A 24,829-nucleotide genomic window follows, 5' to 3' on the forward strand; every position below is an offset into this window, starting at 1 on the left:
CATGCCAGAGGTAATATCTACAAGAACAATCTCTAATTTAGGCTTGAGTAACCGCCGTAGGTTTTTTAGTGGAATCAAGAGTACTCGGAAGTTTATTGAGCGCGCAGGCGCCGACGGTTTAGCTTGGACACCACTAAATTCGCGCTTAACTAGCGAACTAAGGCGAGAAATTGCCGCGGGCCGGTTTGAAAATACTGTTGGACGAGTAGCACTAATAGCCTCAATGGATCAAACTTTTGCGCAAACCGCCGAGCAAAGCCGGGCGAACTATCTGGAACGCAAAGCAAGCGGTGAAAGTTATGTGCGGCGCGCTTTAAAGCTCGGACGCGAAGCCGTAGAGCGCTGCATAATGCCACCGTCACAAGAATCTATGAACGACATAAAAATGGTCGCTGAAGCCGATGGCCAAAGTTACATTCTTACAAACTTATATGTTGGTCGCTACGACCTTACCGACACCATGACAGCTCCGTTTGATTCGTCGGTTCAACTGACCCCAGACGTACTTGAAGAGCTGGGCGTAGCAGAAATGCAGCATCTACCAGACCAACTAGACGAGCATGGAATTTACAATCTTTCGTTTAGCGGCTACAACGCCGAGCGCAACTCGCTGACCGGTAAAACACAAATGCCTGACTGGCGCGAATGGCTACCCGAATACGCCCAAATGGGCTACATAAAACAGATCGCAATTAGCCTTAACCGAACCGATCTACCAAGTCAAACCGGCGAACAAGCTGCAAAAAATACCCACACCCTAGGCCACGAGCTAGTCAAGGACGAGCCAGACTTAACTAGGTTAGGCGACCTACCAGAGCAGCTACGTACAATCGTAGAAAACTCATTTTTTAACAGAAAGCTACACGTAAACTTGCGCGGCAACCTGCACAAATACAAACCAGATCAAATTCGTAAAATCTTTGAAAACATCGAAAAAATCGCCGGCCTACGACGACCAGGCGAACTGTTATAGAAAATCGCCGTAAAAAAGTGTATAATACAGCAGTCGTAGGGGCATAGTACAACGGTTAGTATAAAGGTCTCCAAAACCTTAGATCGTGGTTCGATTCCACGTGCCCCTGCCATGAATTTTCACAAAGTCTACAGATGTAAGTGTAGACTTTTTTGCTACGAAAAAAGTTTGATTTTCATTCTCTCCTCCGGTTCGTTGCTATAATCTCTTAAGACATGGACATACTCGTAAAACTTTTACCCACGTTTGGCTTGATAGGTCTCGGTTACTTCCTTAAACGACAGGGCATATTTAATGCCGACTTAGGTCGAACCTTGCTCAAATTTGTATTTTTGGTGGCCGCGCCTGTACTGACATTGCGGTCAATAAGCCAGCTACATCTCGATTCTTCGCTGCTCGCTATTTTCATATTGCCTCTAGTGCTAACCGCTGCGTCATACGTCTTAGTTAAACCACTCGAGAAGAGAGTTAACCTCAAGCCCAAACAATTTGCAGTATTTCTCATGGCTACAATGGCCGTCAATTCTGGATTCACACTTCCATTCGTAATGTCTATTGCTGGGGATGATGGCGCAGCAAGAGTGGCACTTTTTAACGTTTTGAACGGCTTCATGGTTTTTGGCTGGGTGTATTCGATTGCTATTTCCTACGGCCATCGAGAAAACCTACGTAAAATAGATATACTGAAAGCAGTTACTGTTACGCCGGCTTTCATTACGCTAATTGTTGCGCTCGCCATGAACTTCACTAGTACTGAGATTCCTAGCTGGATAAGCCCGACAGTGAATATGCTGGCAGATCTAACTGCGCCACTAATTTTGCTTGCCCTTGGACTTATCTTAGAACCTCGGCTCATGTTCCCGACGCAGACGTTTCAGTCGCTATTTATCCGAATGGTAGGTGGGCTAGCAATTGGTGTTGCGTTCGTAATAGTATTCGGCTTGACGGGCGTGGACAGGATAGCCGTGTTGATCCTAGCGGCTTCGCCCGTTGGTTTTAATGCCGTAACATTTTCGTCCTTAGAGAAACTAGACGATACATTTGCGGCTAGCATTGTTAGTATGGGGCTGCTCGCCGGCCTAGTACTTATATCTATATTAACGGTACTCCTTAGCTAGAATCTTCATCCATAACAGCTCTAATCTCTTCAATATCAACTTTATCTAGCTCACCGGGAGTTATCTTAGCGAACTGAAACCCCTGCCAGGAATTTTCGTATCTGTTAATTACGATTTTCTTCATAGCTATTAAATTTCCTCATCTGTTAAAAAGTTCGAGTCCTGACACTGGGAGAACGGGCTGAACTTTGGTATTATTAGCGAATATGAAAGCCAAAAAAGCCTCTCGTGCGCCAATCGGCGCAAGCCTGATAGTACTGTCGTCAGTTTTTTACGCTACATATGGTGTATGGACCGTACTCATGGGCAATTTTTTTGGTAGTTTTACGGCTAGCGCCCTACGCTGCCTATTAGTACTCGGCGGTTTAATCATCGTCGCCATTGCGCGTCGAGAACTACAAAAAATTAACTGGCGTCGTGACCGTAAATGGTTAGTGACTATGGTTATCTCGTCAATTTTTGTTTCTGCGCCGCTATATTATGCGGTCTTAAATGCCGGCATTGGCATAAGCCTTGCCATTGCTTATATTGGCATCGTCATCGGTATGTTTATGTTTGGCTGGTTGTTTGAAGGCGAACGATTTACTAGAGAAAAATTAGTGGCAACTATGCTAGGTGTATTCGGCATCGTGTTAGTATTTTCACCGAGCATTAAATTAGGTGGTTGGCTGGCGCTTGTCGGCGCATTAGTGGCCGGATTAGCAACTGCCGCCAACATGGCGACGGCTAAAAAAGTTCCATATAACGGGTCACAATCTGCCATTTTAGTATGGGGATCTGGCGTAATCGCAAATGTGCCCCTAGTTTTCCTACTTGGAGAGCCGCTGCCATCAATTGGATGGCATGTCCAATGGATATACCTGCTATTGTTCGCAGTCGCATCCTTAGTAGCTTCGTGGACGTTTATTAAAGGACTAAAGTTGGTGGAGGCAGGCGCAGCAGGTATTTTGGGCTTACTAGAAGTCGTATTTGGAGTACTATTCGGTGTCATCTTCTTCCATGAACGCCCTAGTCTCGTGGTTCTGATTGGAATTGCAAGTATCGTTGCTGCTGCGGCCATACCGTACTTGCAGCACTACAATGCCCGGAGGGGCACATTAGATTAACCTGAGCCTGGGTCGAAAAGCTCGCGAATCTCATCAACATCCACTTTTTCAAGTTCCTCATCTGTAGGAGTTTGATTCCCGAACTGCCACCCCTGCCAGATCAAGTTTGAAGTATTGTGACCGAACCTCACCTCTGTTGAGTTTTTTGTTTTTCTAAGATTTGACATTTTACGCATACATCAACCTCTGTTAAAAAGTTCGATTCCATTCTCTCGTTAATATCTTTTGTTATAGTAGATCTATGCAAAACACACAAACACCACAATCCGTTCCAGAGCACCTTGTTAAAGCAAATCCTAAATTGTGGCAAGTTGCCAATGAGATCAACTGGGAAGAGCTAGACCCAAACCTAAGTATTGTCGTAGGCAGTTCGTTTGTTGACCCTGCTGACCCATTTGGGCTAATGGGCAATCCATTCGCAGTTGCAGTTGGTACTAATGTTGCCGGGCTAGATGCAAACGAGCGTCTAGAGATCGCCAAACGAACAAACACGCCAGAGACCGTCTTTATAAATAGCTGTGAGCACAATGAGACAAACAACTATGCCATTAACCTTACCGTTTATACGCCCTCCGGTTCTGAAATGGGAGCCTGTGCACACGGATTTTTAGGAGCAATTCAAACGTTGCTTCAAACTGGAAAAATTTCAGCCAATTCTACTTTGTCGATCGTGACCACACTCAACACCTCAGCGAATGCTACTATTGACGAGCTCGGCAATATTGCTCTTGAATTTCAAGCTGCTGCACCGCAGTCACTAGTAGTCGACGGCGAAACACTTACCAATATTTACAGTATTTCGCTGGGTGATTACAAAAACTGCGGCGTGCTTTCTGTGGGTTCACCAAAACTTACTATTGAAATAGCACCAGAGGTCTTCGACAGCCTTCAGCGTAATCTGGGAAAAATAGACTACGAAGCACTCCTGAAGTTCCAGGACAGCGGTAAGGTTAACGGCATTCATATATTTTGCCGAAATCTTCAAACTATGCTCCCAGAAAAGTGTATTCAAAACAACGCCTATTCTGGCCCAGACAACCTGGCCGATCGCGCAACCGGTGTGTCAAATGCGGCCCAGATCAGCGCCGATGAAAATATTAAGGTAGGCCAATCGCTTAAGGTTACACAGTACAGTTTTAGCGGGCCCTCAGCCATCCTTGCGTTAACAAAACTCGAAAATGGGAAAATCATGGTTGGTGGTGCAACTGCACTGTTTAATGTAGAGTAGACATTTAGCGGTCATTACTTTCAAGGAGTAATTTTCGTAATCGACCCAGTGATTCTTCATTGTAATTGTCTATCCAAAACATTCGATCGGCCAACTGCCACCCCTGCCATGAAATTATCCAATAACTACAGATTGAACTGTAGATATTTTTATTTGGTAAAATAGAATCATGGATAACCACGAGAAGTTGGATTTAACGTTGTGACGTTCTCATCACTAGAGAAGCTTGATGATACGTTTGCGGCAAGTATCGTAAGTACGGGGCTACTCGCTGGTCTGGTACTTATATCTGCGTTGACTATATTCCTTGGCTAACACAGCGCGGGTTACCGCTTAATTGCTACCGCCAAACAACTAGCGACAAATACCCGTACCCTTTGCGAATTAAAATTCATAACTATTTTAAAACCAAAAACTCTAGCGTAGTTCGCTGACCTAACTCTGTAATACGAGTTTTTTTAAGATTTACATGATTCAAGCCTTCGAACAACTTTTGACCATCGCCTAAGATCACAGGTACAATGCTGACTTGGAGTTCGTCAATTAATCCGGCATTCAACAGCCGTGTGGCGACATTCGGCCCGCCTACCACCATTACGTTTTTACTGCCCGCAGCTTGCTTGGCCTGTTCAACCGCCTTTGCGGCATTATTTACAAATGTAAAACTTAATCTATCGTTGCTTTTTGGAGTTTTTGCCGGAGCTTGTTCGGTGATTACGAAAATTGGAGTCTGATATTCGTAAGAGTCCGCGTAAGCATCCGGGTCGTCGGCCATTTCAAAAGTCCGTCTTCCCATTACAACTGCGCCGGTATTTGCGATTGATTCTTTCATAAAATCGCTTTCTGTAAACTCTTTAAAATCTGGGTAGAGTTCGGCTACGCTGCCGTTTTTGTCGTTAATAAAACCATCTACTGAGACGCTCATTCCAAAAATAACTTTAGCCATAAAACTCCTGTTTTTTACTATTATAGCTACCAAACGTCTTGTTGTCGTTGGTGATTTGTTTTAGTATTAATTTTTATGTCAGAAACAGCTGTTAATACCTATTTGAATAGTCAATTTGTGCGTGAGCTTGAACGGCTAGGTGTTGCAAATGATACAACCGACACAAATGAAAAGCTTTTTAGAAAAATTGAGTGGGCGTTGCGAACACGCCTTATTGCAGGGCGACTGGCGCTACGATATTACCAAAATCCACAAAGATTAATGCACGGAACCTACTTAAGGTATGAGGAAACTGGTGGCGTTTTAAAGCCGAACGCGCCCTGTAGAACTGATCGCCAGGGAAGGCTCTACCCAATGGGTCGGGCTGCAGTTTGCGCTACTCTAAACGACATTGAGCAGCCAATTCGAAAGGCCTTGCTTCATCATAGGCGACCAGAGATGAGTGGAGTCAGAATCTCGCTTTATCGTTGGAAAGATTCGCTAGGACGACCTTGGAATTTTACAACCCAAGCCGCGTTAGATCGCCTGCAAGATGGCGCAATGGGCACGGTTATGTTCTGGCAAATGCATCAGCAAATACCACCGTTTTATGATGAAGCTACCGGTGAGACCTACGACAACGAACGATGGATTTATGAAGATGTAAAGGTCAATAACGATCAATGGACAACCGTTGGATACGAAGATCTTAAGCTGGACTACGAATCGGGAATTCCTAGTCCAAATCAGGATTTGTTCGTAATAAACGCTCCCGAGCAGGATGCGTTTGCGTTCCTGGATCTTTTATTAAAGCATGATAATTTTATTGATCTTGCAGACAAGGTAGGGATTGATATTTATCCTTTGAGTGGCTATTTCCCGTCGGACTTGAATCCTTACGTAATTAAGGCTACTCATTCAAGGAGGTAGCCCCGTCCCGCATAACTCAGCGGGACAGGGCCTTTACACCCGAGCTGCTTGCAGTTTTTGCTGACTGCGCCGAAGCAAGTCACGGAATTCGACTCGAAGGAAGCTGTCCTCTGGTGCCTCGTTGAGTCTCTTCATGATGTGAAGGACCAGATCGTAGAGGTCACCGCAGTACACCGACCGGTTACGATAACCTATGCTTCCGTCGGGCAGAAGTTTCGCCCTCTCTGAAGGCAGACCGCCGCCACAGATCGAGAAGATGTCGCACGACTGACATTCAGACGCGCCTTCCGGGATTCCGCGTTCGTCGGTCATCCTCAGGATCCAGTACAGAGCGCGTGTCGCCTTGTCGTCGAACACGTTCAGGCCGAAGAGAGAATCCTCGCCTTGCTCGACGCTCTTGTACCAATCGGGGAGGGCGTAACTGCCATCTACGTCGACAGCGATAGCACCCATGATCCACGGGCCGATCATTTCGATGTTTTCGAACCACGCCAGCTCAAAATCGAGAGCGTAGCCAGCAATGTGCTGGATGATCTTTTCGAAGATCAAAATTCGGGGTTGCATCTTTTGCTCGACCCAGTGATCGAACAGGCGGCTGTACCAGTCGCCGTACGGATTGTAGCCGTCCTCGACAGTCACGATGCCCGGTGGCGGTTCGTCCCAGTTGCCTAGCGGGCGAAGCGGGTCGATCGGCACGCCGAACTGCGACATGTAATCGAGCCACGTTGCGGGGTCACGGTTAAACTGCGTGTACGACAGAATCGCGTCCAAAAGCCCCTTGTACCGTGGCTTACGTAGAATGTTCAGGCCACGCAAAACATCCGCGTGGCTGCTACGCCCGTTGTGGTAAAGGCGCATACCGTTGAATGCTTCGTCGCCATCCAGGCTGACACCGACGGTGATGCCCAGGCGGAAGAACTCTTCGGCGATCGCCTCTGTCAGCATTGTCGCGTTCGTTTGAACACTGATGTCGACCAAGACGCCAGGCAGCATGCTCCGAATCGAAGCGAATAGGCGGAAAATCGCCATACTCGCCAGCAGAGGCTCGCCACCATGCAGCACGATGCTGGTCGCCGAGAGTTGGTGCTCGCGCACATACTCAACGATCCGCTTAATCGTCGTGCGTGCCGTCTTGACGGTCATCGCTTTAGGCAGATCTCGCCATGACTGATCCTTTAGGAAGAACATGTAGCAGTACGGTTCGCACTTAAGATTGCACCGGCGGTGAATCTTAATCACAAACTGCCTGGAGACATGCCTCTTTTCTATCCGGATCCGGCGAGGTCTCCTCAGCTCCTCTAGAGGAATATGCAATTTCAGCTCCTTAGGTGCGCGGCATCGTTGCCGTAAGTGTATTTTATCACTTGAATAAAAATCGTTTTAATGCAAACCTAAAAGTACAACACGAGGTGTTGAAGAATGGCCAGAGGAGGTGAAAAATATGAGCCTGGTCACAGAGCTGGTAAAGCCCGGTCCGACCGATCTGCGGGAGATCCGCATGAATCGGTTGCGTGGTGAGATGGGAGCACGTGTCCGCCCGCGCAAGCGCGGTGGGTCGCGCCGCCCGCCGAACCGCGAGCCTTACATGCCGTTCACGATCGGATCCTCGAGTCGACGTCGCGGCAGTGACGTTCCGTGGACACTGATGGCCGCCGCATTCCAGTCGAGCGGAGCCAGACGTCTGCGCGTGTTCCGGCGCCGTGTTGGCGTGTACGTCACCGTACACGCGCGTGTGCTCGGCTGATCAGCTGAGCAGTACACGCAAAAAAGCCCGGTTCCCTCATTGCGGAACCGGGCCGCATCAAACTTATCTAACTTTGCTTGCTAGCTCGTTGGCAACGTCATCGTAACCCGAAACGGTCATGCTTAAAATTACGTCACCAGGTTCAGAGTTCTCGACCACTTGCGTAACTAAGTCGGATCGATCTGGTACGAAAACAGAGTTATTCTTAAGGTCATCTGGTAAACCATCAATTATCTCTTGCCCGCTAACTGTACGTTGATTAGCAAGTTCACGCGCAGGTTCGACATCGCACATATATAGTTTGTCGGCGCCATCAAAGGCCTGATAATACTCTTTAAGCAAAGTCTGCGTGCGCGAGTATGTATGTGGCCGATAAATTACAATCAGCCGTCGGCCGGAAAAATGCAACTTTGCTGCTTCGATAGTGGTTTTAACTTCGGTAGGGTGGTGGGCGTAATCGTCAATTACCGTGATTTTGTCGTTCACCAAAATATTAAACCGCCTAAAAGCGCCTTTAAAAGTGGCCGCGCCTCGCTTAATTTGGTCAAAACTTAGTCCCTCATTTAAAGTGGCCGCGACAGCCGCCAGACTGTTAGCAACGTTGTGTTTGCCGTAAACTGAAGCCGTGAGTTCCCCAAGCGACTCACCGTTCTTAATAACCTGATAGCTTATGCCTTTTTCATTAAAGTCTATGTTTTTAGCCGTAAAGTTGCCAGACCGTAAACTATAAGTTATAACTTGTGCTGCAGAGCTTTTACTAACTTCAAGCGCAAGTTCGTCGTCGGCGCAAACAATCATTTTACCTATTTTTGGCAGATCGCCAACAAGTTTTTTAAAAGCATTTAAATATGAGTCCATAGTAGGATAGGCATCTGGGTGATCGTGTTCAATCGAAGTCAAAATCAAAGTGTCGGGATGGTAATAATTGAATTTAGGCTGATCATCGAGTGTGGATGCCTTGTATTCATCTGCCTCAACCACTACGATTTTGGCGTTCTCGAGACGCGAACTCGATTTAAAGTTAAATGGTCTAACGCCAATTAAATAGTCGGGCTTAAGCCCAGCAGATTCAATAATCCAGGCAATTAGCGATGTAGTGGTTGTTTTGCCGTGAGTTCCCGCAACGGCAATTACTTTTTTGCCCATTGTGAGCTGGCCAAAAAGCTCGGCAAAAGATAAAATTTTCAAATTGCGTTCGCGTGCTTCTTTAATAATTGGATGGTCTTCTTTGCCATGATGACCGCTAATTACTATGGTATCTACATCTTTTAAAAGCTCTGGGCTATATTTGGTGGTCCAGTTCAGCGAATTTTCATCGAGCCAATCACTCATCGGAGGACCGGCGGTTTCATCTAGGCCGCTAACTATAAAGCCTTGTTGTTGTGAAGCCAGGGCGAGCCCCCCCATGGCATGACCGGCGATCCCCAAAAAGAATAGATGTTTCATAAAATGATTTTAGCAAACAAAAACGAGGGAGCAAAAACTGCCGCCCTCGTTTTACTCATTACAAAGCTTGAACCGGCCAGACCTGGAAGTTTGGACACCAGGCAGTAACTGGCGAAGTCACACTTAGGTATCCAACATCGTTCGGAGGATAAACCCTAAGTTTAGTCGCCCCAGTTTTACATTCTCCATTTGTAAAGTTTGCTTGGTTACTTACGCTAATTGGTGCTTTAACCTTTGTATTTGGCGCAAGCGACAGTTTAGCTTCTGGTGCGTTAGCAACACGGTTTGCCGGCTCGCCGACTATATTACCGTTGCTATTGACAAACGAAACTCCAGGGTAACCAAACAAAGCACATGTTCTACTGCCTGTGTTGGTAAAGATCAAATCATACGAAAGCGTTCCAGCGCCGGTACCACTTCCTTCTTGAACAGTAAGTGACAGCTCATCTGTATTACATGTAGTTTCTGTAGTTGTCTTTGGTGGCGCTAGCAAAGTAGCCGCAGCCGTGGCCTTAACTTGCTCAAGCTCGGCAAGACTGGTTTCTTGCGCAGCTTTTTGCTCCTGTTCTTTTACAGACTTGCCATAAAAATATCCGCCAATCGCCGCAGCAATCAGCAAGACCAGTGCCACGACAACCACGATAATTAACGTATTAGATGATTTATTTGTTTGGGGTGGGGGTGTTTCGTATTCCATAACTAAATTATATATTGTTAAGCATTAGCGTCAACAAAAACAAGTTATTATATAATTAAGTCATGTATAAGCACGAACCAAAAGAATACTTATGTCCATTTTGCCACTTTTTAGCCGGAAACGAAGATAAATATAACAACACCGAGGACATCGTCTATCAAACTAAGTTAGCGACGGCGTTTGTTTCCCCGAAATGGTGGATCAACAATCCAGGGCATGTTTTGGTCGTTCCTAATGGCCATTACGAAAATATTTATAACATTCCCGACGAGCATCTGGCCGAAGTTGCCAAAGTTACTAAAAAAGTCGCCATAGCAATTCGCGAAACATACAACTGTGCCGGAACCTCGACTCGCCAGCACAACGAGCCCGCGGGCAACCAAGATGTGTGGCATTTACACGTTCACGTATTTCCACGCCACGAAAGCGACGACCTGTACTTAAACACTAACGAACATCGATTCGTAAATGAGGCCGAGCGCAAGCCCTACGCGGACAAACTCAAGGCTTATTTTGCTAAACAAACCGACCAGCTTGTGTTAACGTAGTGTCATAATGAAAAACTTACGCTTATATGTTTTGGGGTTAGTTGCAGCGATCATTGTGATTGAGATTGTACTATTTTTACTGCCCGCACCGAGTTTTATTAGCGACATTCAGTCTTACAAAACGTCGTTCTTGATAGTTTCACTATTTTCGGCTTTTTACTTTGGCTCAGCACTGTTATTTTTGTACGGAATTTACGACCTGCGCCCTGAGATGCGAAAATCCTACCAAATCATCACTGCAAGCATGGCCTTTTTTGGGATAGTAAACTTGCAGTATCCAGTCTTAATTTATGCGGGATTAATTCCTGGGGTCTGGACAACTTACGGCGGGTCATTATTGATAATCATCCCCGGGGTAATTATGCACTATTGGGGCGTGCGTCATCTAGCAAGAACTTTGGGAGTCAAAACCGGCGTCACGTCTTTTCAGCTTCTCGCATTTAGCATGATTGCTGCTTGTGGCGTAGTATTTTTATTACCTCACGTTAAAGAGATACCTGAATTTTGGTTTGGAATCCATCAAATAAGTGCGACAGTTAACTTGGTTCTCAACTTATTCACGGCGCTAATTTTGCTATCTATTATTAAAATCATAGGCCCAACTTACAAGGCGAGCCTGCGCTGGTTTACTGCCGGTGTTATCCTAAGTACAATCGGCTTTTTGCATGTAGTTGTGGCTGCTCTATTTGGCCAGAATAATGCCTACACAGATCAAGGAGCGACTGCTGCACCCTTTATTATCGTCGCTCTATTTTACTTTGTCTCCGGCTATTATTTTTGCAAGATTCGCTTTTTTGGATTGGATGAAAAGCAAAACACAAGTCATGGAATCGTCGATGCGATCGTTACGATTGCCAGCTTAGTTTCTTATCAAAAAGACATCGACGAATTGCTAGAACGAATGAGAAACATTACTGCCCAACTAAGTCCGGGCGAAAAATTGAGCCAAATGGACGAAAAGGCATTGGTGGTAATTTATCTCCAGATTGAGCAGTACTTAATTAATTACGAAAAGTTAAAGAGCTTCACTAAAGATTCTCTACGCGCAAGGCTAAGCGTAGATGCAATCAAAACCATCGAGACTAACACCAAGACTTGATTTTTTAAAGCTTTTATGTTTACATATTGTTAATCCAGCTACTTTTTAACAGATGGGCTGGCCTGAACCTACGATTTTTTTGGAGTGATCACCATGACCACCGCCGCCAACGCTATTTCGGCGCTAACCCAGGAAACAACCCGGCTGCCAATGTATTACTCGACAGCGCCGGGCACCACGCGCACAGGCCGTCTGGTGCGCGAGCGCGACGGCGACCCAATCCTGCCTTGGCTCGAGCGCAAGTTCGACAGCACTCTCTACGTCGTACCTGGCATTGTGCCTACGCTCGACCTGAGCGAGATGCTTGACAGTCTGCGTAGCCGTGCCCGAAATTCAACTCCGGGCCTTCGCTGGGCGCGCTGGTTGTCAGTGGACATCTGTGTAGGCATGCTGTGGCTCCTGGTAGCAAGCTACGACTGGTGGGCCGTGACGCCTGGGGTGCAGCTCTGGTGGACGGCCACGTTCGCCTTTGCCGGCCTCAGCGCGTTCGTTGGCTGGGACTGGCAGCGTGAGCAACCGAACATGCCCAGTCTGCACACAACCACAGTCGTGGTGGGCGTCAGTCTGACGCTTGCAGCCCTGGCGCTACTGTTCGGCACCGCATTGATGGCAACCAACATCGTCATGGGAATCTTCTCGTAGGGCAGCGGCCCTCCTCACAGTTTTGCTGGCGAAGGAGGCGCCGCAAAACTGAGATTATTTTATACTCAAGGCTCCCTAGGATATACTAGCGGTATGGCAAATTCTTTTTCACATCCTTTAGGCGAAATAAATTTCGACAAATACAAAATATCCGACGTCAAAGAAGTTTTAGACAACTACATTGAACTCGCAAAAAACAACGACCAAAAAATAATAGACCTAAAACCAACTGAAGTAACTTACAAGAATACCGTAATTGCATTTTGCGATGCCACCGACGAAATCGATTTTTTAAGCGGCGTGGTTGGCCATTTAGCGAGCACCTTGGGTGGCGACTGGCAGCAACAGGATCAAATCGTATCCGAACAGATAACTAAGTTGTACTCGGATCGAGGACTAAACAAAAAACTTTACAATCAGCTCTCAATCGCACAGAAGCTAGCAAAAACTGACCCAGAAAAACGACTAATCGATGAGATTATTCGTGGCTATAAACGCGGCGGAATAGATTTGCCGAAAGACAAAAAAGACCGCTTAAAGCAAATTCGGACTCAAATTTCTAAGCTTACAACCGACTTTGGGCAAAACGCAGTTAAGGCGAATGATGAAGCATTTTTGTTAGTCAAAAGCGAAAACGAGCTTGCCGGAACAGATGAATCGGATCGGCAAATTTGGGCAGAGGCCGCCAAGAATGTCGGCAGGACTGGATTCTACATTCAGTTCAGCGCTCCAAATTTTGACAAAATCATGACACATTGTAGTGTGCAAAAAACGCGACAAGCAATGCATAAAATTTCGCGCATGCGAGCGCCCCAAAACGAAGCAATTGCTAAAAAAATTCTAGCCTTACGTCAAGAGCTAGCCGAAGTCTTGGGTTACAAAAACTACATAGAATACGTTCTTTCGGAGCGCATGGCAAAAAACCAAAAAACTGCAACGGACTTTATAAAAATGCTTGGCGACAAATATTTGCCAACCATGCAAAAAGAGGCCGAGCAATTAGGTAATTTTATCAAGCAAAACGGCGGCGAGGAGTTAGACATCACCGACGTAGATGGTGGCTCAAACTTTTACTACGCAAGCAAAATGTACGCCAAAAACATTGGCCTAGACATAGCAGAATTACAAGAATACTTTGTTATGGATAACGTTTTACACGGAATGTTTGACTGCCTACAGCAACTTTACGGTGTGCGTTTTAAAAAGAACATAAATGTAGCGAAAGCCCAAAAAGATGTCGAGGTTTATGACATTTATAACGAAGGTAACGAGCACATTGGCAGAATTTGGGGTGACTGGTATGCGCGTCAGGGCAAACAGGCCGGAGCGTGGCAACACACAATGTATTTTGCAGATCGTGACATGGGAATAAAAAAGCCGCACTTAAGCGCAGTTTGCACCAACTTTACTCCGCCTAGCAAAGGCAAGCCCTCTCTGCTTTCGCTACGCGATGTCGAAACTTTATGGCATGAATTTGGTCACGCAATGCACTGCTCGTTTAGTAATACTAAGCTAAAAGCTCAAAATGCCTATGGCACAAAATGGGATTTTGTCGAGGCCCCATCTCAAATTATGGAAAACTGGGTTTGGCAAAAAGAAGTCTTAGACAAAATAGCCAAACATTACAAAACTGGCAAAAGCCTGCCTAAAACCGTTGGGCAAAAACTTTTACAAAGTCGTGCGTTTCGCGTAGCATCAATCGCAGCTTGGACGATCGGATGGAGTGCTATCGACCTTGAACTGCATGGAAGCTACAATCAATCCCAGTCTCTTAGTAAGTTTTACCGCCAGACCAAACAAAAGTACTGCCCGGTAACAGTGCCTGATTACGATAATAATATATGTACGTTCACACATATCTTTGCGGGCGGCTACGCGGCTGGATACTACGGATACAAATGGGCCGAAGTTATTGAAGCTGATCTATTTAGCAAATTTTTAGCCGAGGGAATTCTAAATCCAAAAGTTGGTCACGAATATCGAGACAAAATCTTGGCACGCGGCGACGAGGTAAGCCCGGAAGTTTTAATTAAAGACTTTTTGGGTCGAGCAACCACAACGGATGCTATCTTAAAGCGTGATGGCATAAAATAAGATCTGTTTGCCAGGGCATGATACAATAACTTAAAAGTGTACTTTGCAAATGAAAACACTCTCAATTGCCAAACCATTAGTAATTTTAGTTGTCGGTTTGCCAGGTGCGGGTAAAAGCTACTTTGCCAAGCAATTCTCCGATACTTTTAGCGTGCCTCTTATTAGCAACAACCAAATTCGAGGCGAGCTTTTTGAAAAACCGCAATTTAGTGCCGACGAGAACAAAATTGTGGAGAGGATTCAGGATCTAATGTTGCAACAACTCCTTAAAACTAAGGGCAGCGTGCTAGTTGATGACGGCATGGTAACGCGGCAAGACCGACAAAAGTTAGTGCAAATAGCTAAAAAATCTGGTTTTGATGTTTTGACTGTCTGGGTACAAACCAATCCAGATATGGCAAAAATGCGTGCAACAAAAAATCCTAACAAAACTCCAGATTACAATGTTATTCCAGAGGCACATTTTAATACGATTCAAAAAAAATTTGCTCCACCGACCGAGGATTACATAGTAATCAGCGGAATGCACACTTATACGACTCAGGCACGAACTGTCTTACGTAAACTCGCCGCAACTCATACTGGTAAGGTTGAGCAAAGCAAAACCTCTGACTTAGCTAAATCCCGAGCCACAAAACCGCCGACGCGAGGCATTATAATTAGGTGATGTCAAAGAATCAGATCGAAGATCCGGAATTCGGCGTTGTAAAGGTTAGGCGGAGTCATCTCGCAAATCGTCTAAAACTCAAAGTTGATCAATCTGGTAAGCTGCAGGTTAGTATGCCACTTGGCGTTCCTTTATTTTTTGCAAAAAGATTTATTGATGAATCGCGCGATTTCGTCCGTAAAAGCTTAAGTAAAGTTCAGCAGACAAAAGCGACATTGAGACACGGCGACTTGATTGGTAAAACTCATAAACTACACATTGGCTATGGTACAAAGTTTAGCAGTAAAATTGTCGGCACAACTTTTTTAATTGAGGTTCCAAAAGATGCACTAGTCGAATCGGCTCAAGTTCAGGACTTTATAAAGCAGGAGGCTCTTAAGGCGCTGAGATTACAATCTAAGGCGTACTTAAGTAGACGGCTTAAGGCTGTCGCCGAGCAATATGGATTTAGCTATACTAAACTTAGATTTGCCAACGCAGGCACCAGGTGGGGTAGTTGTTCTTCGAGTGGAACCATCAGTTTAAATATCTGGCTTATGCAGTTGCCACTTGAGCTTATTGATTATGTGATAGTTCACGAACTCTGCCATACCCGCGAGCTCAATCACTCAGCCAATTTTTGGTCTCAAGTTGAAATAATCTTACCAAACTTCAAGCAACTAAGAAGTAGCTTGAAGCAACAGCAACCATACCTTTAATGCTTAGTTTGTGTCATAATTAACGCAATGCCAAAGAGCAAAGCTTTTGAAAGACTTAATTTTATTTTGGAGCACTCTCCGGCTATTTTGCCTTTGGTGATGATTCCATTTGGGCTTTTGGCGCGGCAGGGTTTACTCGACGATCGCTACTATTATAACGACACAGTCTTTATGACGATCGTAACCGTGTTTTCGATTGCGTCGTTTATTTACATTTGGCGATCCGTAAAAGGCCAGGAGTCTAAGTTTGTTGACGCAGCCTTTCTGATCTTATTTAATGTTCTATCTCTGTTGTTTGTGCTTTTTGTAAGTGGTTTTTTGAGCGCATTTTTAGCAGTTTGGATCCTACTTTTAGTCAGCGCCGACATTCGTTTTAGCCAAAAAGGTTCTATATTAAGCTTTTTAGCCTTAGTAGCATCAGGTGGGCTGTTAATTTACCTTAATCCCAGCACACCTGTTAGCGAGCAACTCGAAATTGTACAGGGCGTGTTAATTGTCGGCGCGATCGGTTACGTTATCGCCCGAATTCGATCTGCAACCATCAGCGAAAAGACCGCATTAGTAAAATCACGCAAGGAAGAAATTTACCAGAGGGAACGGCTTTTGGCCCTTGTAAATAGCATGGGTGACGCAGTCATGGCAGTGGATCAAAACGGGAATATTGGGGTATACAACTCGACTTTACTTAATTTATTGGATACAAACGTCGACTTAAATGGTCACAAAATCGACGAGGTCTTAAAGCTTTATGATGCAGATAATCATGAAGTTAATATTTTTGCCGAGGCAATGCAAAAACAAACTGTTTTTAGCCGATCAGATTTAACATACAAGTTTAATGACAATGACCAAATTAAACTTTACATTAACGTCGCACCCATCTTACCAAGCTACCAAAGCGCCGATGAAAAGGGCTTTATTTTTATCTTGCGCGATATAACAAAAGAAAAAACACTCGAAGAGCAACGAGACGAATTCATTTCGGTCGTCAGCCACGAGCTTAGAACTCCTGTCACGATTGCCGAAGGGAACATGTCTAATATCCAGCTGTTGATTGAACGTGGTACTGATCCAAAAGTAATTTCAGATGCCGCTAAAGACGCACATGAGCAGATTGTTTACCTTGCTAAACTAGTGAATGACTTGGCGACACTAGCCAAAGCCGAGCGCGGAACCGGCGGAGAACTTGAACAAACAGACATCAACTTAATGCTAAAAGGTTTTTACGATGAATACTCTCCGCAGGCCGATGCCAAAAAACTAAAGTTTATTTTAGACAGCCAAGTTCAATTACCTCAGCTCGTAACCAATAAGCTTTATCTACGAGAAATCTTGCAAAACTTAATCACCAACGCGCTCAAGTACACGCCTAAGGGTAGTGTTACTTTAAATGCACGTACCGACGACAAAAACTTGTACATCTCCGTGATCGACACAGGGATTGGCATAAGTAACACCGACAAACGTCGTGTGTTTGAAAAATTCTACAGATCCGAAGATTATCGAACTCGCGAATCAAGTGGAACGGGCTTAGGTCTTTATGTATGCAAGAGCCTTGCCGAAAAATTGGGATACGAAATAACTTTCGAAAGCGAGCTCAACAAAGGCTCACGATTTAGCGTTGTAATTCCTCTTTCAAAGGCACGGAGCGCTGCCCCTGAGAAATAACAGGGTAGCAAACATTGCGATCTTTCCATTCAACTTCACCAAACTCGTAGCTTAGCATGCTTATTAAACCTACGATCAGTTCCTGCACTAAAACTATAGGTAGACACAAAACCGCAACAGGCCAGCTAGAAGGCTGACTACGGAATAAAACTAATCCATAGCAAATCAACAAAAGAGCACTCGTTATTAGATTTATTAGTAGCAAAAAGTCTAAATCCATCAAAAGATAAAGCGGCCATAAAAAAGGGCCTAATGTAAACACACCTACGGCTGCCAGCGCAAAAAGCATATAGTATGGCTGACGTTTAAATGTCGGATATAGGATCCTAACGGATGTGCGAACTTGGCTTCGCCACTTTTTTGCAGCAGTTATGTCGAGTTCTTTATCGCTTATTAAAAAACGATACGAATTACGAGCAAAAAGCCGCGAAGCAAAAAACGCTTCGGGCAAAATTTTATGTCTAACAGACTTGAAACCACCAAGTTTTTTAAGGGCTTCTGTTTTAATAAGCCAGCTTTTGCTACTTACAGGCACGTGACGCTTACCAATTGGTAGCACTACCTGCCAAAAATATTGCAAAGTCCCAAAAACCGTGTTAAAACCTGTACTGAACATATTCTGCGGCAGTACGCTGATCATTTCAACATTAGTACTTATAGCTTGAGTCATGAGTTTACTTACTGATTTTTCTCCCAAATGGGTATCCACCCCCATAAATAAAATCCACTCACCGTTAGCGTGCTCTGCCAAAGTTTGCATGGCTTGATTTTTACCAAGCCAGCCATCGGCAGGCAATGCGCCCTGGACAAATCTAACGCCTGCGTGAGCATATGACTTTATAATTTGGGCGGTTTTGTCCTGAGAACAATCATCCAAAACAAGGATCTCGAGCTTGGGGTAGTCAGTTTGCAGCGCGGTATCGATGCATTCTATCAAAGCGTCATCCTCGTTTCGGGCAGGGATACATATACTGACAGTTGGTTTTTGTGTCAATTCGCCACTTTTAACTTTAAAATGTCGTAACGTCCAAATCACCTGCACTATCAAAGCAACTGCAACGCCAAACGAAATAGCGCTAACTAATAGTATCCAGTTTGCGCCGATCCAGGCAAAAACAATAATTGTTAAAAAAGTAGTTAATGCCAACACGAGGTTAAGCCTGGTACTATTTTTTAAAAATTCAGCGTTCAACCTACCAAAGACCAACCTACTAGCAACCAAAACGAGCCAAGCCTGAGCAATGGTCATTAAAATAATTCCAATCGAAGTCGGCATCCAGCCAACAAACGCCATACTGACCACCGTAAGCGCGCCAAAAACCTGGCCAACCATTTTGCGCTTTTGCCATAACCGATCATTGTGCGTGCTATAAAATAGTCCAATAATCGCGATCAGGAGTGGCAAAAGCCAACATAAAAATGGTAAATCTTGCATAGTTTAATTCTACCAGCTTGACGAAGCTAATGCATGTTGGTAGTATTGACATTGATCACCTACCATTTATGGTAGGCTTTTTAATATAAAGGAGCACCGTGGTTAAAGATGAGGCAAAAAAGCCAGGCAAAGTAAAAAGCGCCCTAAAAAGCGTTAAACTGCCGAAAGCTAAACTGGGGATGAAAATGCCAAAAAAATGGCTTAAAGCTATTGGCGGTTATTTTAGTGGCGCGGTCGTTGAACTTAAACAAGTTAAATGGCCAAACCGCAAAGCCAGCATCAGCTTAACAGTGGCAGTAATCTTATTTACAGCAGTAATGAGCGGCTTTATTTTAGCCCTCGACTACGGGTTCGAACAACTATTTAAGCAGGTAATTTTATAATGAGCACAAGCAAACGTTACGACAGCGCCAAACATTGGTATGCTATTCACACTTACAGTGGCTACGAAGAAAAGGTGGCCGAGAGTATTCGTCAGCGCGTTGACAGCGTTGACATGGCTGACAAAATCTTTGATGTAATGGTTCCAAAAGAGAAGCAAATCGAGATTAAAAACGGTAAGCGACGCGTTGCTGAAAAGAAGATTTTTCAGGGCTACGTTTTGGTTGAGATGAAACTTAGTGAAGACGCTTGGTACATTATTCGCAACACTCCGGGTGTAACTGGTTTTGTTGGTAGCGGTACCGCTCCAACCCCAGTTAGCGACGACGAAATGACAAAAATCAAAAAACGCATGGGCGTTGAAGAACCAAAACACCGCATTGATTTTGCGGTCGGCGAAGTTGTAAGTATTGTTGACGGGCCATTTAAAGGCTTTGACGGTGCGATCAACGAAATTGACACTCAAAAAGGTAAGATCAAAGTGCTGGTTAGTATGTTTGGTCGCGATACACCTGTTGAGCTCGATGCCCTACAGGTTAAAAAAGTTAGTTAGAACCTAAATAAGTCTATATGTGAAGAGGTCCCCGCCAGCGATTGCCAGCGGGGACCTTTTTTCACACACGATGTTGCGCGGCCGAAGTTCAGCCGCCGAGGCCCTCGTACAGCCCCCGGGCGTGGAGGCGGTCGACGATGGCGATGAGCGCCTGGATGATGGTGTAGAGCTGCTCGGCCCGCTTGAGGGTCATCTCGGGCGAGCCCTGCTCCTCCGCGGTCTGCGCGGCCGGGTGGATGTAGTCCACGTCGACCGACATGACTCGCAGGCCGTCGGCCATCGTGAAGATGACCGGAACCATCAGGCTGTCCCACTTGTCGCCGAACTCGCCGTTGTAGTTCAGCATGTGGGGGAGGGCCTTGAGCGACCAGACCCGCGGCCCGAACCAGAAGTCGAACTCGGCACCGAGCAGGCCGGCCACGGCGCTGTTGCCCATGATCTCGGCATGCTGCTGCTCGATCGGGTACGAGGCCAGACTCGTGCGCCGCGGGACCACCAGATCGGCCTGGCCCTGCAGGACCGGGGTCGCCGCCTGGGCCAGGAGATCCGCGAAGCTCAGCTTCTCGGGCTCCATCCAGGCGACTGCCTTGCAGCCGATGCGCTGGGAAGCGTAGAGCATCGCTTGCCGGCGACCAGCTCCCATGCTGGGCTTGCCGGTACGCGGGTCAGGACTCTCCTCGAGAATCGTGACACCGTCGATCCGCCAAACCTGCTCGAGCCACTCCTCGGGGGAGCCGCCGTCCACGACCACCACGCGGTAGCCGAGGGCACTGAGCTTCTCGAGAGTGACCAGGGCGAGCTGCGCCCGGGTCTCCATCGCACTGCGGTACATGGTCGTCGTTGCGACCACGACCTCGGAGCGAGCATTCGTCACGCTACACCTCACTTGAATCGTGCGTGATGGGCCACGATCGTAGCCCATAGCAAAAAATGCCAAATGAAACTTTATAATTAATTAGTAATATTGTCAATATAAGTTCAGAGGTTTCGACAAAACAGAAACCATAACCCTGCGGAGGAGCGCCACGCATGGCAGCGCCCCTCCTGACGAAGACTAGGATCAGTCCTCGTCGCCCGCGGCCGCGGTCAGCGCGACGTTCAGTCGCCGTGCGTTGTTGTAGTGGAACACCCGCAGGCACGCGCGCATCAGCGACCGGCTGGGCAGGCCGCATTCAGGGTGGTAGCGGCGCGGCAGCCGGCGAGCGAGTCGCACCAGAGTGTCACACGAGACAGCGCCGTCGACGATCAGTTCGAGCTCGGTGGGTTCCGGGCTGTCTTCGAGCGACGAGAACGCGGCGAGCACGAGGCCCAGGGCGCTTTTACTCGAAACACCCAAGTCGTCCATCATGCGGTTGATCGTCGTGCGCGCGATCTCCTCGGAAGGGAACTTCCGGATAGAACGCGCAGCGAGCAGGCCACTGAAGCCTCGGTCTCGCAGCAGAGCCACGAACGACTGCAGCGTCGCCGCTTCGCGTTCGATCTGGCTCATCGCTGCCGCCACTCGGGGCGGTAGCGAATCTCTACCGTTGCTCATGATGCCTTCTTCCGTACGTCTCACAGGCAGTGTTGCCTCGATAAACGCAAGTCACGGCGTGACAAGGTGAGATCCTGACGCGAATAAAAACGCCAAGAACTCACCTCGTCAGATTCCTGTTTTGTCAAAGTATTCTGTTTTTTACAGAATTCGTAAATTATACACTTTATGTGGTTTTTTGCAAACCATTATTTTGACATTGCCGATTGAAAATGATATAAAAAATACCGCTAAGCACACACGCATCTGCCTGAGGAGGCGGAATGAAACGCACCCTGCGAGACTTCGTGATCAGCGTCGCTATCACGACGACAATGCTCCTGACGGCCTGCGGGCCGGAGGATCTGACACCGCGCGTCATGGAATACCCGATCAGCGACAAGCAGGCGGCCGACGTTCAGGCTCAGTTCCCCGGCATCGTCGGTGCAGGATTCCAGGTCCGACGGTCCGGCACAATCTACCGCACAACGGACAATACGCTCCGCTCCTGGATCACATGGGAAAACCCGGTCACCAACTGGAAAATCCGCACATTCATCCAGGATGACCCGGCCGACGGTGCCGCTCTGGTGGTGCGCAACGAGCCCCGAATGGAGCTCCGCGTCGAGTTGGACGGCAAAACGTACGCCTGCAGTGCGGGCGTCGTACCGGGCAGCCTCACCAAGGGGATGCTCGGCAAGCTCGTCGCGCTCAAGCCGACCGACGATCCGAGCAAGTGGGTCATCGATGGTAACCATTGGAGCTGCCGCGAGGTCGACGGTTCCGCAGTCTAACGTGAGGTGACAGCATGGTCCTGGGTGAGCTACGGCGCGCCTGGGACCTTGTCATTTTAAAGAGTCCCTGGGGGTTTAAATAAATTGACTAAAATACAATTTTATGTTAATATATAAAACCGGAATACTCAGCACCTACAACTGTTGCCCTGGAGGCACAATGAACGTCCGTAAACTTGGCGTGGCCGTGAGTCTGTTCGCAGCGCTCCTGTACACTGCCGGCTGCGGTGGTGACGTCGAGAGCGACCAGGACACTAAAATCCCCGGCCCACGTGTCGAGAAGATGGTCCAGGCGACCACAACCTACAAGACCGTGGCGGCGACCAACTCCACCCTGAAGTTCGTAGACTACGAGGGTCACACCTACGTGGTCATGATGACCAGCCAGGACCCGCGAAGCGTGGAGCCGTGGTTCGGCATCATGCTCGACGGCGCCGGCCACATCAAGGCGAACGCGCCGATCCAGGTGATCTGGCCCTCCGACAATCCCTACCAGAACTTCTGGTGTAGTCGCGTCGGCCTCACCGAGCTCACACCCTCGAACATCGAGCAGGTCAAGATGGTGTGGATCTCCATGGTCAAGCCCGAACACGCCGACTACTGGACCTGGAAGGAAGGCCCGGCCCAGCTCAGCTGGAGCTGCCGGCTGCGTCATAGCTAAAACTGAGTTTCCAAGAGCCTGTGCCCCGTGCCCAGGCTCTTGTAATATTCATATGGTTGCAAAAAATACAAATATAACGTATAATCTACCTCAGTTACGCACTCCGTAAACAATAAAATAAGTGGGAGGCATGAAAGCCGCTTGAACCACAAAGGAGTTTTTTATGGCAAAAGTTGTCAAAGCTAATCTTAAAATGCGCATCCCTGGCGGCCGCGCGACTGCTGGTCCTCCAGTTGGTTCTATCTTAGGTCAGCACGGTCTAAACCTTATGGATTTTGTTAGCGGCTTTAACGAGCGCAGCAAAGACTACATGGGCAAAGACGTTATTGTGCATGTAAAAGTTTACGAAGACCGTACTTACGACTACGAGATTATCGGTCAACCAGTCGACGACATGATCCGCGAAGCAATTGGAATCCAAAAAGGTTCTGGCAAACCACACACCGACAAAGTTGGTAAAATTAGCCAAGAAAAAGTTCGCGAAATCGCCGAAAAGAAGATGACCGTACTAAACGCAAATGATATCGACGCGGCTATGAAAGTTGTAGCCGGAACTGCGCGTAGCATGGGTGTTGAAGTAGAAAAATAATAAGCATTGTGGGAGGCTCGAAAAGCCGCTCGCACCACAGGAGACAATATGGCTAAAGAAGAAATCGCAAAAAGCGAAGAACTAGAGACTACTGCTGTAGCCGCAGAAGAAACCGCTACCGAGGGGCCAAAAGCTGAAAAAACCAGCGCAAAAGCCGGTAAGCGCAGCGAGAAGGCTCAAAAAGAAACTGAAGCTAAAATCGCTAAAGAAGAGCGCAAAAGCAAAGGCGATACAACACCACAAGAAGGTGCCGAAGTTAAAGTTGCTCAAAAGCAAAACCCAACTCGCAGCAAGCTAGAACGCCGTGGCAAAAACTACCGCAAAGTAGCTGAACTTGTTGAAAAAGGCAAAGCCTACAGTCTTAAAGAGGCTCTAGAACTTGCTACAAAAACAAGTGTTGGTAAATTTGACGCAACCGTTGAGTTGCACTTAAACCTTAATGTAGATCCACGTCAAGCTGACCAAAACTTGCGCGGCACCGTAAGTCTACCAAACGGTACAGGCAAAACTGTTCGTGTTGCAGCTTTTGTATCGGCCGACCAAGTTGAAGCAGCTAAAAAAGCTGGCGCTGACATTGCCGGCGAAGACGACTTTTTGCAGTTGCTAGACAAAGGCGAGTTAAACTTTGACATTTTGATTAGCACACCACAGCTTATGGGCAAACTTGGTAAGTACGCACGTACTTTAGGCCCTAAGGGCTTAATGCCAAACCCCAAGAGCGGTACAGTTACGACTGCAGTCGCTAAAGCTGTTAAAGAAGCTAAGACTGGTAAAGTTGAATACCGCGTTGACAAGCAATCTATTGTTCACCAAGGCGTGGGCAAAGTGAGTTTTGGTGGCGACAAGCTTTACGAGAACGCAAAAATGTTTGTTGAAAACCTACAAAACAACAAGCCGGCTAGCGTTAAAGGTGCTTTGATCAAGAGTATAGCTGTAACTACTACTATGGGTCCTGGCATCAAAGTTGACACTAGTAATCTATAGGCTATAATTAGCCTGAATGAATCGAAATCGTCTTAATAGGGACCCTAACCGCCACGGAGGCTACAATGTTAGCGCAGAGTTTAGCGACGGAATTGGCTATGTTCCAAACGCTGAGCGCCGTGGTCCTTCCATGGGCGGCCGGGCTGTGGAGCTAAACAAAAGACGAGACGGCTTAGACACCGAATATCAGAGAGTACTTGGAGCAATGGCTTCAGTACTCGCTGATTCTGGTGAACCTGACGAAAAACCGCGCCCAGCCGAAGCTGAAGACGACGAAATTATCAATTTTCCTTTAGACAAAAAAGACGACTATAATCTAGCTGCCTAAGTTCTGTT

At 46.8% G+C, this 24,829-nt stretch carries 27 protein-coding genes, 1 tRNA gene and 1 pseudogene; 20 read left to right on the forward strand and 9 right to left on the reverse strand.

Going from position 1 to position 24,829, the window contains the following annotated elements; all coding sequences use genetic code 11:
* The first annotated feature begins 1 nt into the window (after window position 1).
* From VLA77_03485 to VLA77_03495, 3 genes are all read left to right on the forward strand, one after another.
* Window positions 2–973 (forward strand): hypothetical protein, encoded by a 972-nt coding sequence (locus tag VLA77_03485; GenBank protein HSE29618.1) that lies wholly within the window; start codon window positions 2–4, stop codon window positions 971–973.
* Window positions 974–1,010: 37 nt separating this feature from the next.
* Window positions 1,011–1,085 (forward strand) — tRNA-Trp (locus VLA77_03490).
* A gap of 103 nt (window positions 1,086–1,188) precedes the next feature.
* Complete coding sequence (locus VLA77_03495) at window positions 1,189–2,091, forward strand: AEC family transporter (GenBank protein ID HSE29619.1); 903 nt, start codon at window positions 1,189–1,191, stop codon at window positions 2,089–2,091.
* Here the strand turns inward: VLA77_03495 and VLA77_03500 are convergent.
* Window positions 2,084–2,215, reverse strand: a complete 132-nt coding sequence (locus VLA77_03500) for a hypothetical protein (protein ID HSE29620.1) — start codon at window positions 2,213–2,215, stop codon at window positions 2,084–2,086. The genes VLA77_03495 and VLA77_03500 overlap by 8 nt on opposite strands.
* An 82-nt stretch (window positions 2,216–2,297) precedes the next feature.
* On the opposite strand from VLA77_03500, the gene VLA77_03505 reads away from it, so the two are divergent.
* Window positions 2,298–3,197, forward strand: a complete 900-nt coding sequence (locus VLA77_03505; protein HSE29621.1) for a DMT family transporter — start codon at window positions 2,298–2,300, stop codon at window positions 3,195–3,197.
* On the opposite strand, the gene VLA77_03510 is transcribed toward VLA77_03505, so the two are convergent.
* Complete coding sequence (locus tag VLA77_03510; GenBank protein HSE29622.1) at window positions 3,194–3,364, reverse strand: hypothetical protein; 171 nt, start codon at window positions 3,362–3,364, stop codon at window positions 3,194–3,196. The two genes, VLA77_03505 and VLA77_03510, sit on opposite strands and share 4 nt — an antisense overlap.
* Window positions 3,365–3,438: 74 nt before the next feature.
* On the opposite strand from VLA77_03510, the gene VLA77_03515 reads away from it, so the two are divergent.
* The gene (locus tag VLA77_03515; protein ID HSE29623.1) at window positions 3,439–4,425 is read left to right on the forward strand and encodes a PhzF family phenazine biosynthesis protein; all 987 of its coding nucleotides are present in this window, start codon (window positions 3,439–3,441) and stop codon (window positions 4,423–4,425) included.
* Between the two features lie 397 nt (window positions 4,426–4,822).
* Here the strand turns inward: VLA77_03515 and VLA77_03520 are convergent, their stop codons facing one another.
* Window positions 4,823–5,371: a dihydrofolate reductase family protein gene (locus tag VLA77_03520; protein ID HSE29624.1), complete on the reverse strand. Its 549-nt coding sequence runs from the start codon at window positions 5,369–5,371 to the stop codon at window positions 4,823–4,825.
* Window positions 5,372–5,446: 75 nt separating this feature from the next.
* Between VLA77_03520 and VLA77_03525 the strand changes: the two genes are divergently transcribed.
* The gene (locus VLA77_03525) at window positions 5,447–6,280 is read left to right on the forward strand and encodes a hypothetical protein (protein HSE29625.1); all 834 of its coding nucleotides are present in this window, start codon (window positions 5,447–5,449) and stop codon (window positions 6,278–6,280) included.
* A 33-nt stretch (window positions 6,281–6,313) separates the two neighbouring features.
* Here VLA77_03525 and VLA77_03530 read toward each other — a convergent pair whose 3' ends face one another.
* The 3 genes from VLA77_03530 to VLA77_03540 all read right to left on the reverse strand — a co-directional run bounded on the left by VLA77_03530 (window position 6,314) and on the right by VLA77_03540 (window position 10,167).
* The gene (locus VLA77_03530; GenBank protein HSE29626.1) at window positions 6,314–7,519 is read right to left on the reverse strand and encodes a radical SAM protein; all 1,206 of its coding nucleotides are present in this window, start codon (window positions 7,517–7,519) and stop codon (window positions 6,314–6,316) included.
* Window positions 7,520–8,087: 568 nt separating this feature from the next.
* Entirely contained in the window at window positions 8,088–9,470 is a 1,383-nt protein-coding gene (gene murC / locus VLA77_03535) for a UDP-N-acetylmuramate--L-alanine ligase (protein HSE29627.1), read from the reverse strand.
* 58 nt (window positions 9,471–9,528) lie between these two features.
* Window positions 9,529–10,167: a DUF4232 domain-containing protein gene (locus VLA77_03540; protein ID HSE29628.1), complete on the reverse strand. Its 639-nt coding sequence runs from the start codon at window positions 10,165–10,167 to the stop codon at window positions 9,529–9,531.
* A gap of 62 nt (window positions 10,168–10,229) precedes the next feature.
* Between VLA77_03540 and VLA77_03545 the strand changes: the two genes are divergently transcribed.
* The 7 genes from VLA77_03545 (at window position 10,230) to VLA77_03575 (ending at window position 17,583) form a co-directional block, all read left to right on the forward strand.
* Window positions 10,230–10,715 carry an HIT family protein gene (locus tag VLA77_03545; GenBank protein ID HSE29629.1) on the forward strand — a complete coding sequence of 162 codons (486 nt, stop codon included), beginning with the start codon at window positions 10,230–10,232 and terminating at the stop codon, window positions 10,713–10,715.
* Window positions 10,716–10,722: 7 nt separating this feature from the next.
* The gene (locus VLA77_03550) at window positions 10,723–11,814 is read left to right on the forward strand and encodes a hypothetical protein (protein HSE29630.1); all 1,092 of its coding nucleotides are present in this window, start codon (window positions 10,723–10,725) and stop codon (window positions 11,812–11,814) included.
* Window positions 11,815–11,907: 93 nt separating this feature from the next.
* Window positions 11,908–12,456, forward strand: coding sequence for a hypothetical protein (locus VLA77_03555; GenBank protein ID HSE29631.1), 549 nt, complete (start codon window positions 11,908–11,910; stop codon window positions 12,454–12,456).
* A gap of 93 nt (window positions 12,457–12,549) precedes the next feature.
* Window positions 12,550–14,550, forward strand: coding sequence for a M3 family metallopeptidase (locus VLA77_03560; protein ID HSE29632.1), 2,001 nt, complete (start codon window positions 12,550–12,552; stop codon window positions 14,548–14,550).
* Window positions 14,551–14,599: 49 nt separating this feature from the next.
* Window positions 14,600–15,217: an ATP-binding protein gene (locus VLA77_03565; GenBank protein HSE29633.1), complete on the forward strand. Its 618-nt coding sequence runs from the start codon at window positions 14,600–14,602 to the stop codon at window positions 15,215–15,217.
* On the forward strand, window positions 15,217–15,915 hold the full coding sequence (locus tag VLA77_03570) for a SprT family zinc-dependent metalloprotease (protein HSE29634.1): 699 nt from the start codon (window positions 15,217–15,219) through the stop codon (window positions 15,913–15,915). The genes VLA77_03565 and VLA77_03570 overlap by 1 nt, the downstream gene beginning before the upstream one ends.
* Window positions 15,916–15,942: 27 nt before the next feature.
* Window positions 15,943–17,583 carry an ATP-binding protein gene (locus tag VLA77_03575; protein HSE29635.1) on the forward strand — a complete coding sequence of 547 codons (1,641 nt, stop codon included), beginning with the start codon at window positions 15,943–15,945 and terminating at the stop codon, window positions 17,581–17,583.
* Here VLA77_03575 and VLA77_03580 read toward each other — a convergent pair.
* On the reverse strand, window positions 17,531–19,018 hold the full coding sequence (locus tag VLA77_03580; GenBank protein HSE29636.1) for a glycosyltransferase family 2 protein: 1,488 nt from the start codon (window positions 19,016–19,018) through the stop codon (window positions 17,531–17,533). The two genes, VLA77_03575 and VLA77_03580, sit on opposite strands and share 53 nt — an antisense overlap.
* A gap of 98 nt (window positions 19,019–19,116) precedes the next feature.
* On the opposite strand from VLA77_03580, the gene secE reads away from it, so the two are divergent.
* The gene (gene secE, locus VLA77_03585) at window positions 19,117–19,401 is read left to right on the forward strand and encodes a preprotein translocase subunit SecE (GenBank protein HSE29637.1); all 285 of its coding nucleotides are present in this window, start codon (window positions 19,117–19,119) and stop codon (window positions 19,399–19,401) included.
* Window positions 19,401–19,952: a transcription termination/antitermination protein NusG gene (nusG, locus tag VLA77_03590; protein ID HSE29638.1), complete on the forward strand. Its 552-nt coding sequence runs from the start codon at window positions 19,401–19,403 to the stop codon at window positions 19,950–19,952. The genes secE and nusG overlap by 1 nt, the downstream gene beginning before the upstream one ends.
* Window positions 19,953–20,040: 88 nt before the next feature.
* Here nusG and VLA77_03595 read toward each other — a convergent pair whose 3' ends face one another.
* Together VLA77_03595 and VLA77_03600 are read right to left on the reverse strand one after the other, a co-directional pair.
* The gene (locus VLA77_03595) at window positions 20,041–20,826 is read right to left on the reverse strand and encodes a hypothetical protein (protein ID HSE29639.1); all 786 of its coding nucleotides are present in this window, start codon (window positions 20,824–20,826) and stop codon (window positions 20,041–20,043) included.
* Between the two features lie 186 nt (window positions 20,827–21,012).
* On the reverse strand, window positions 21,013–21,441 hold the full coding sequence (locus VLA77_03600; GenBank protein ID HSE29640.1) for a hypothetical protein: 429 nt from the start codon (window positions 21,439–21,441) through the stop codon (window positions 21,013–21,015).
* Between the two features lie 308 nt (window positions 21,442–21,749).
* Here VLA77_03600 and VLA77_03605 point away from each other — a divergent pair, with 308 nt between their 5' ends.
* The 5 genes and pseudogenes from VLA77_03605 to VLA77_03625 all read left to right on the forward strand — a co-directional run bounded on the left by VLA77_03605 (window position 21,750) and on the right by VLA77_03625 (window position 24,821).
* Window positions 21,750–22,259, forward strand: a complete 510-nt coding sequence (locus VLA77_03605; protein ID HSE29641.1) for a hypothetical protein — start codon at window positions 21,750–21,752, stop codon at window positions 22,257–22,259.
* A gap of 160 nt (window positions 22,260–22,419) precedes the next feature.
* Complete coding sequence (locus VLA77_03610; GenBank protein HSE29642.1) at window positions 22,420–22,920, forward strand: hypothetical protein; 501 nt, start codon at window positions 22,420–22,422, stop codon at window positions 22,918–22,920.
* A gap of 163 nt (window positions 22,921–23,083) precedes the next feature.
* Window positions 23,084–23,509, forward strand: coding sequence for a 50S ribosomal protein L11 (rplK, locus tag VLA77_03615; protein HSE29643.1), 426 nt, complete (start codon window positions 23,084–23,086; stop codon window positions 23,507–23,509).
* A 294-nt stretch (window positions 23,510–23,803) separates the two neighbouring features.
* Window positions 23,804–24,493 (forward strand): annotated as a pseudogene (gene rplA / locus VLA77_03620) (50S ribosomal protein L1).
* Window positions 24,494–24,509: 16 nt separating this feature from the next.
* Window positions 24,510–24,821, forward strand: a complete 312-nt coding sequence (locus tag VLA77_03625) for a hypothetical protein (protein HSE29644.1) — start codon at window positions 24,510–24,512, stop codon at window positions 24,819–24,821.
* Window positions 24,822–24,829 lie beyond the last annotated feature (8 nt).

It is taken from the genome of Candidatus Saccharimonadales bacterium, from assembly GCA_035457485.1.
Lineage (GTDB): Bacteria > Patescibacteriota > Saccharimonadia > Saccharimonadales > EFPC-124 > DATIBO01.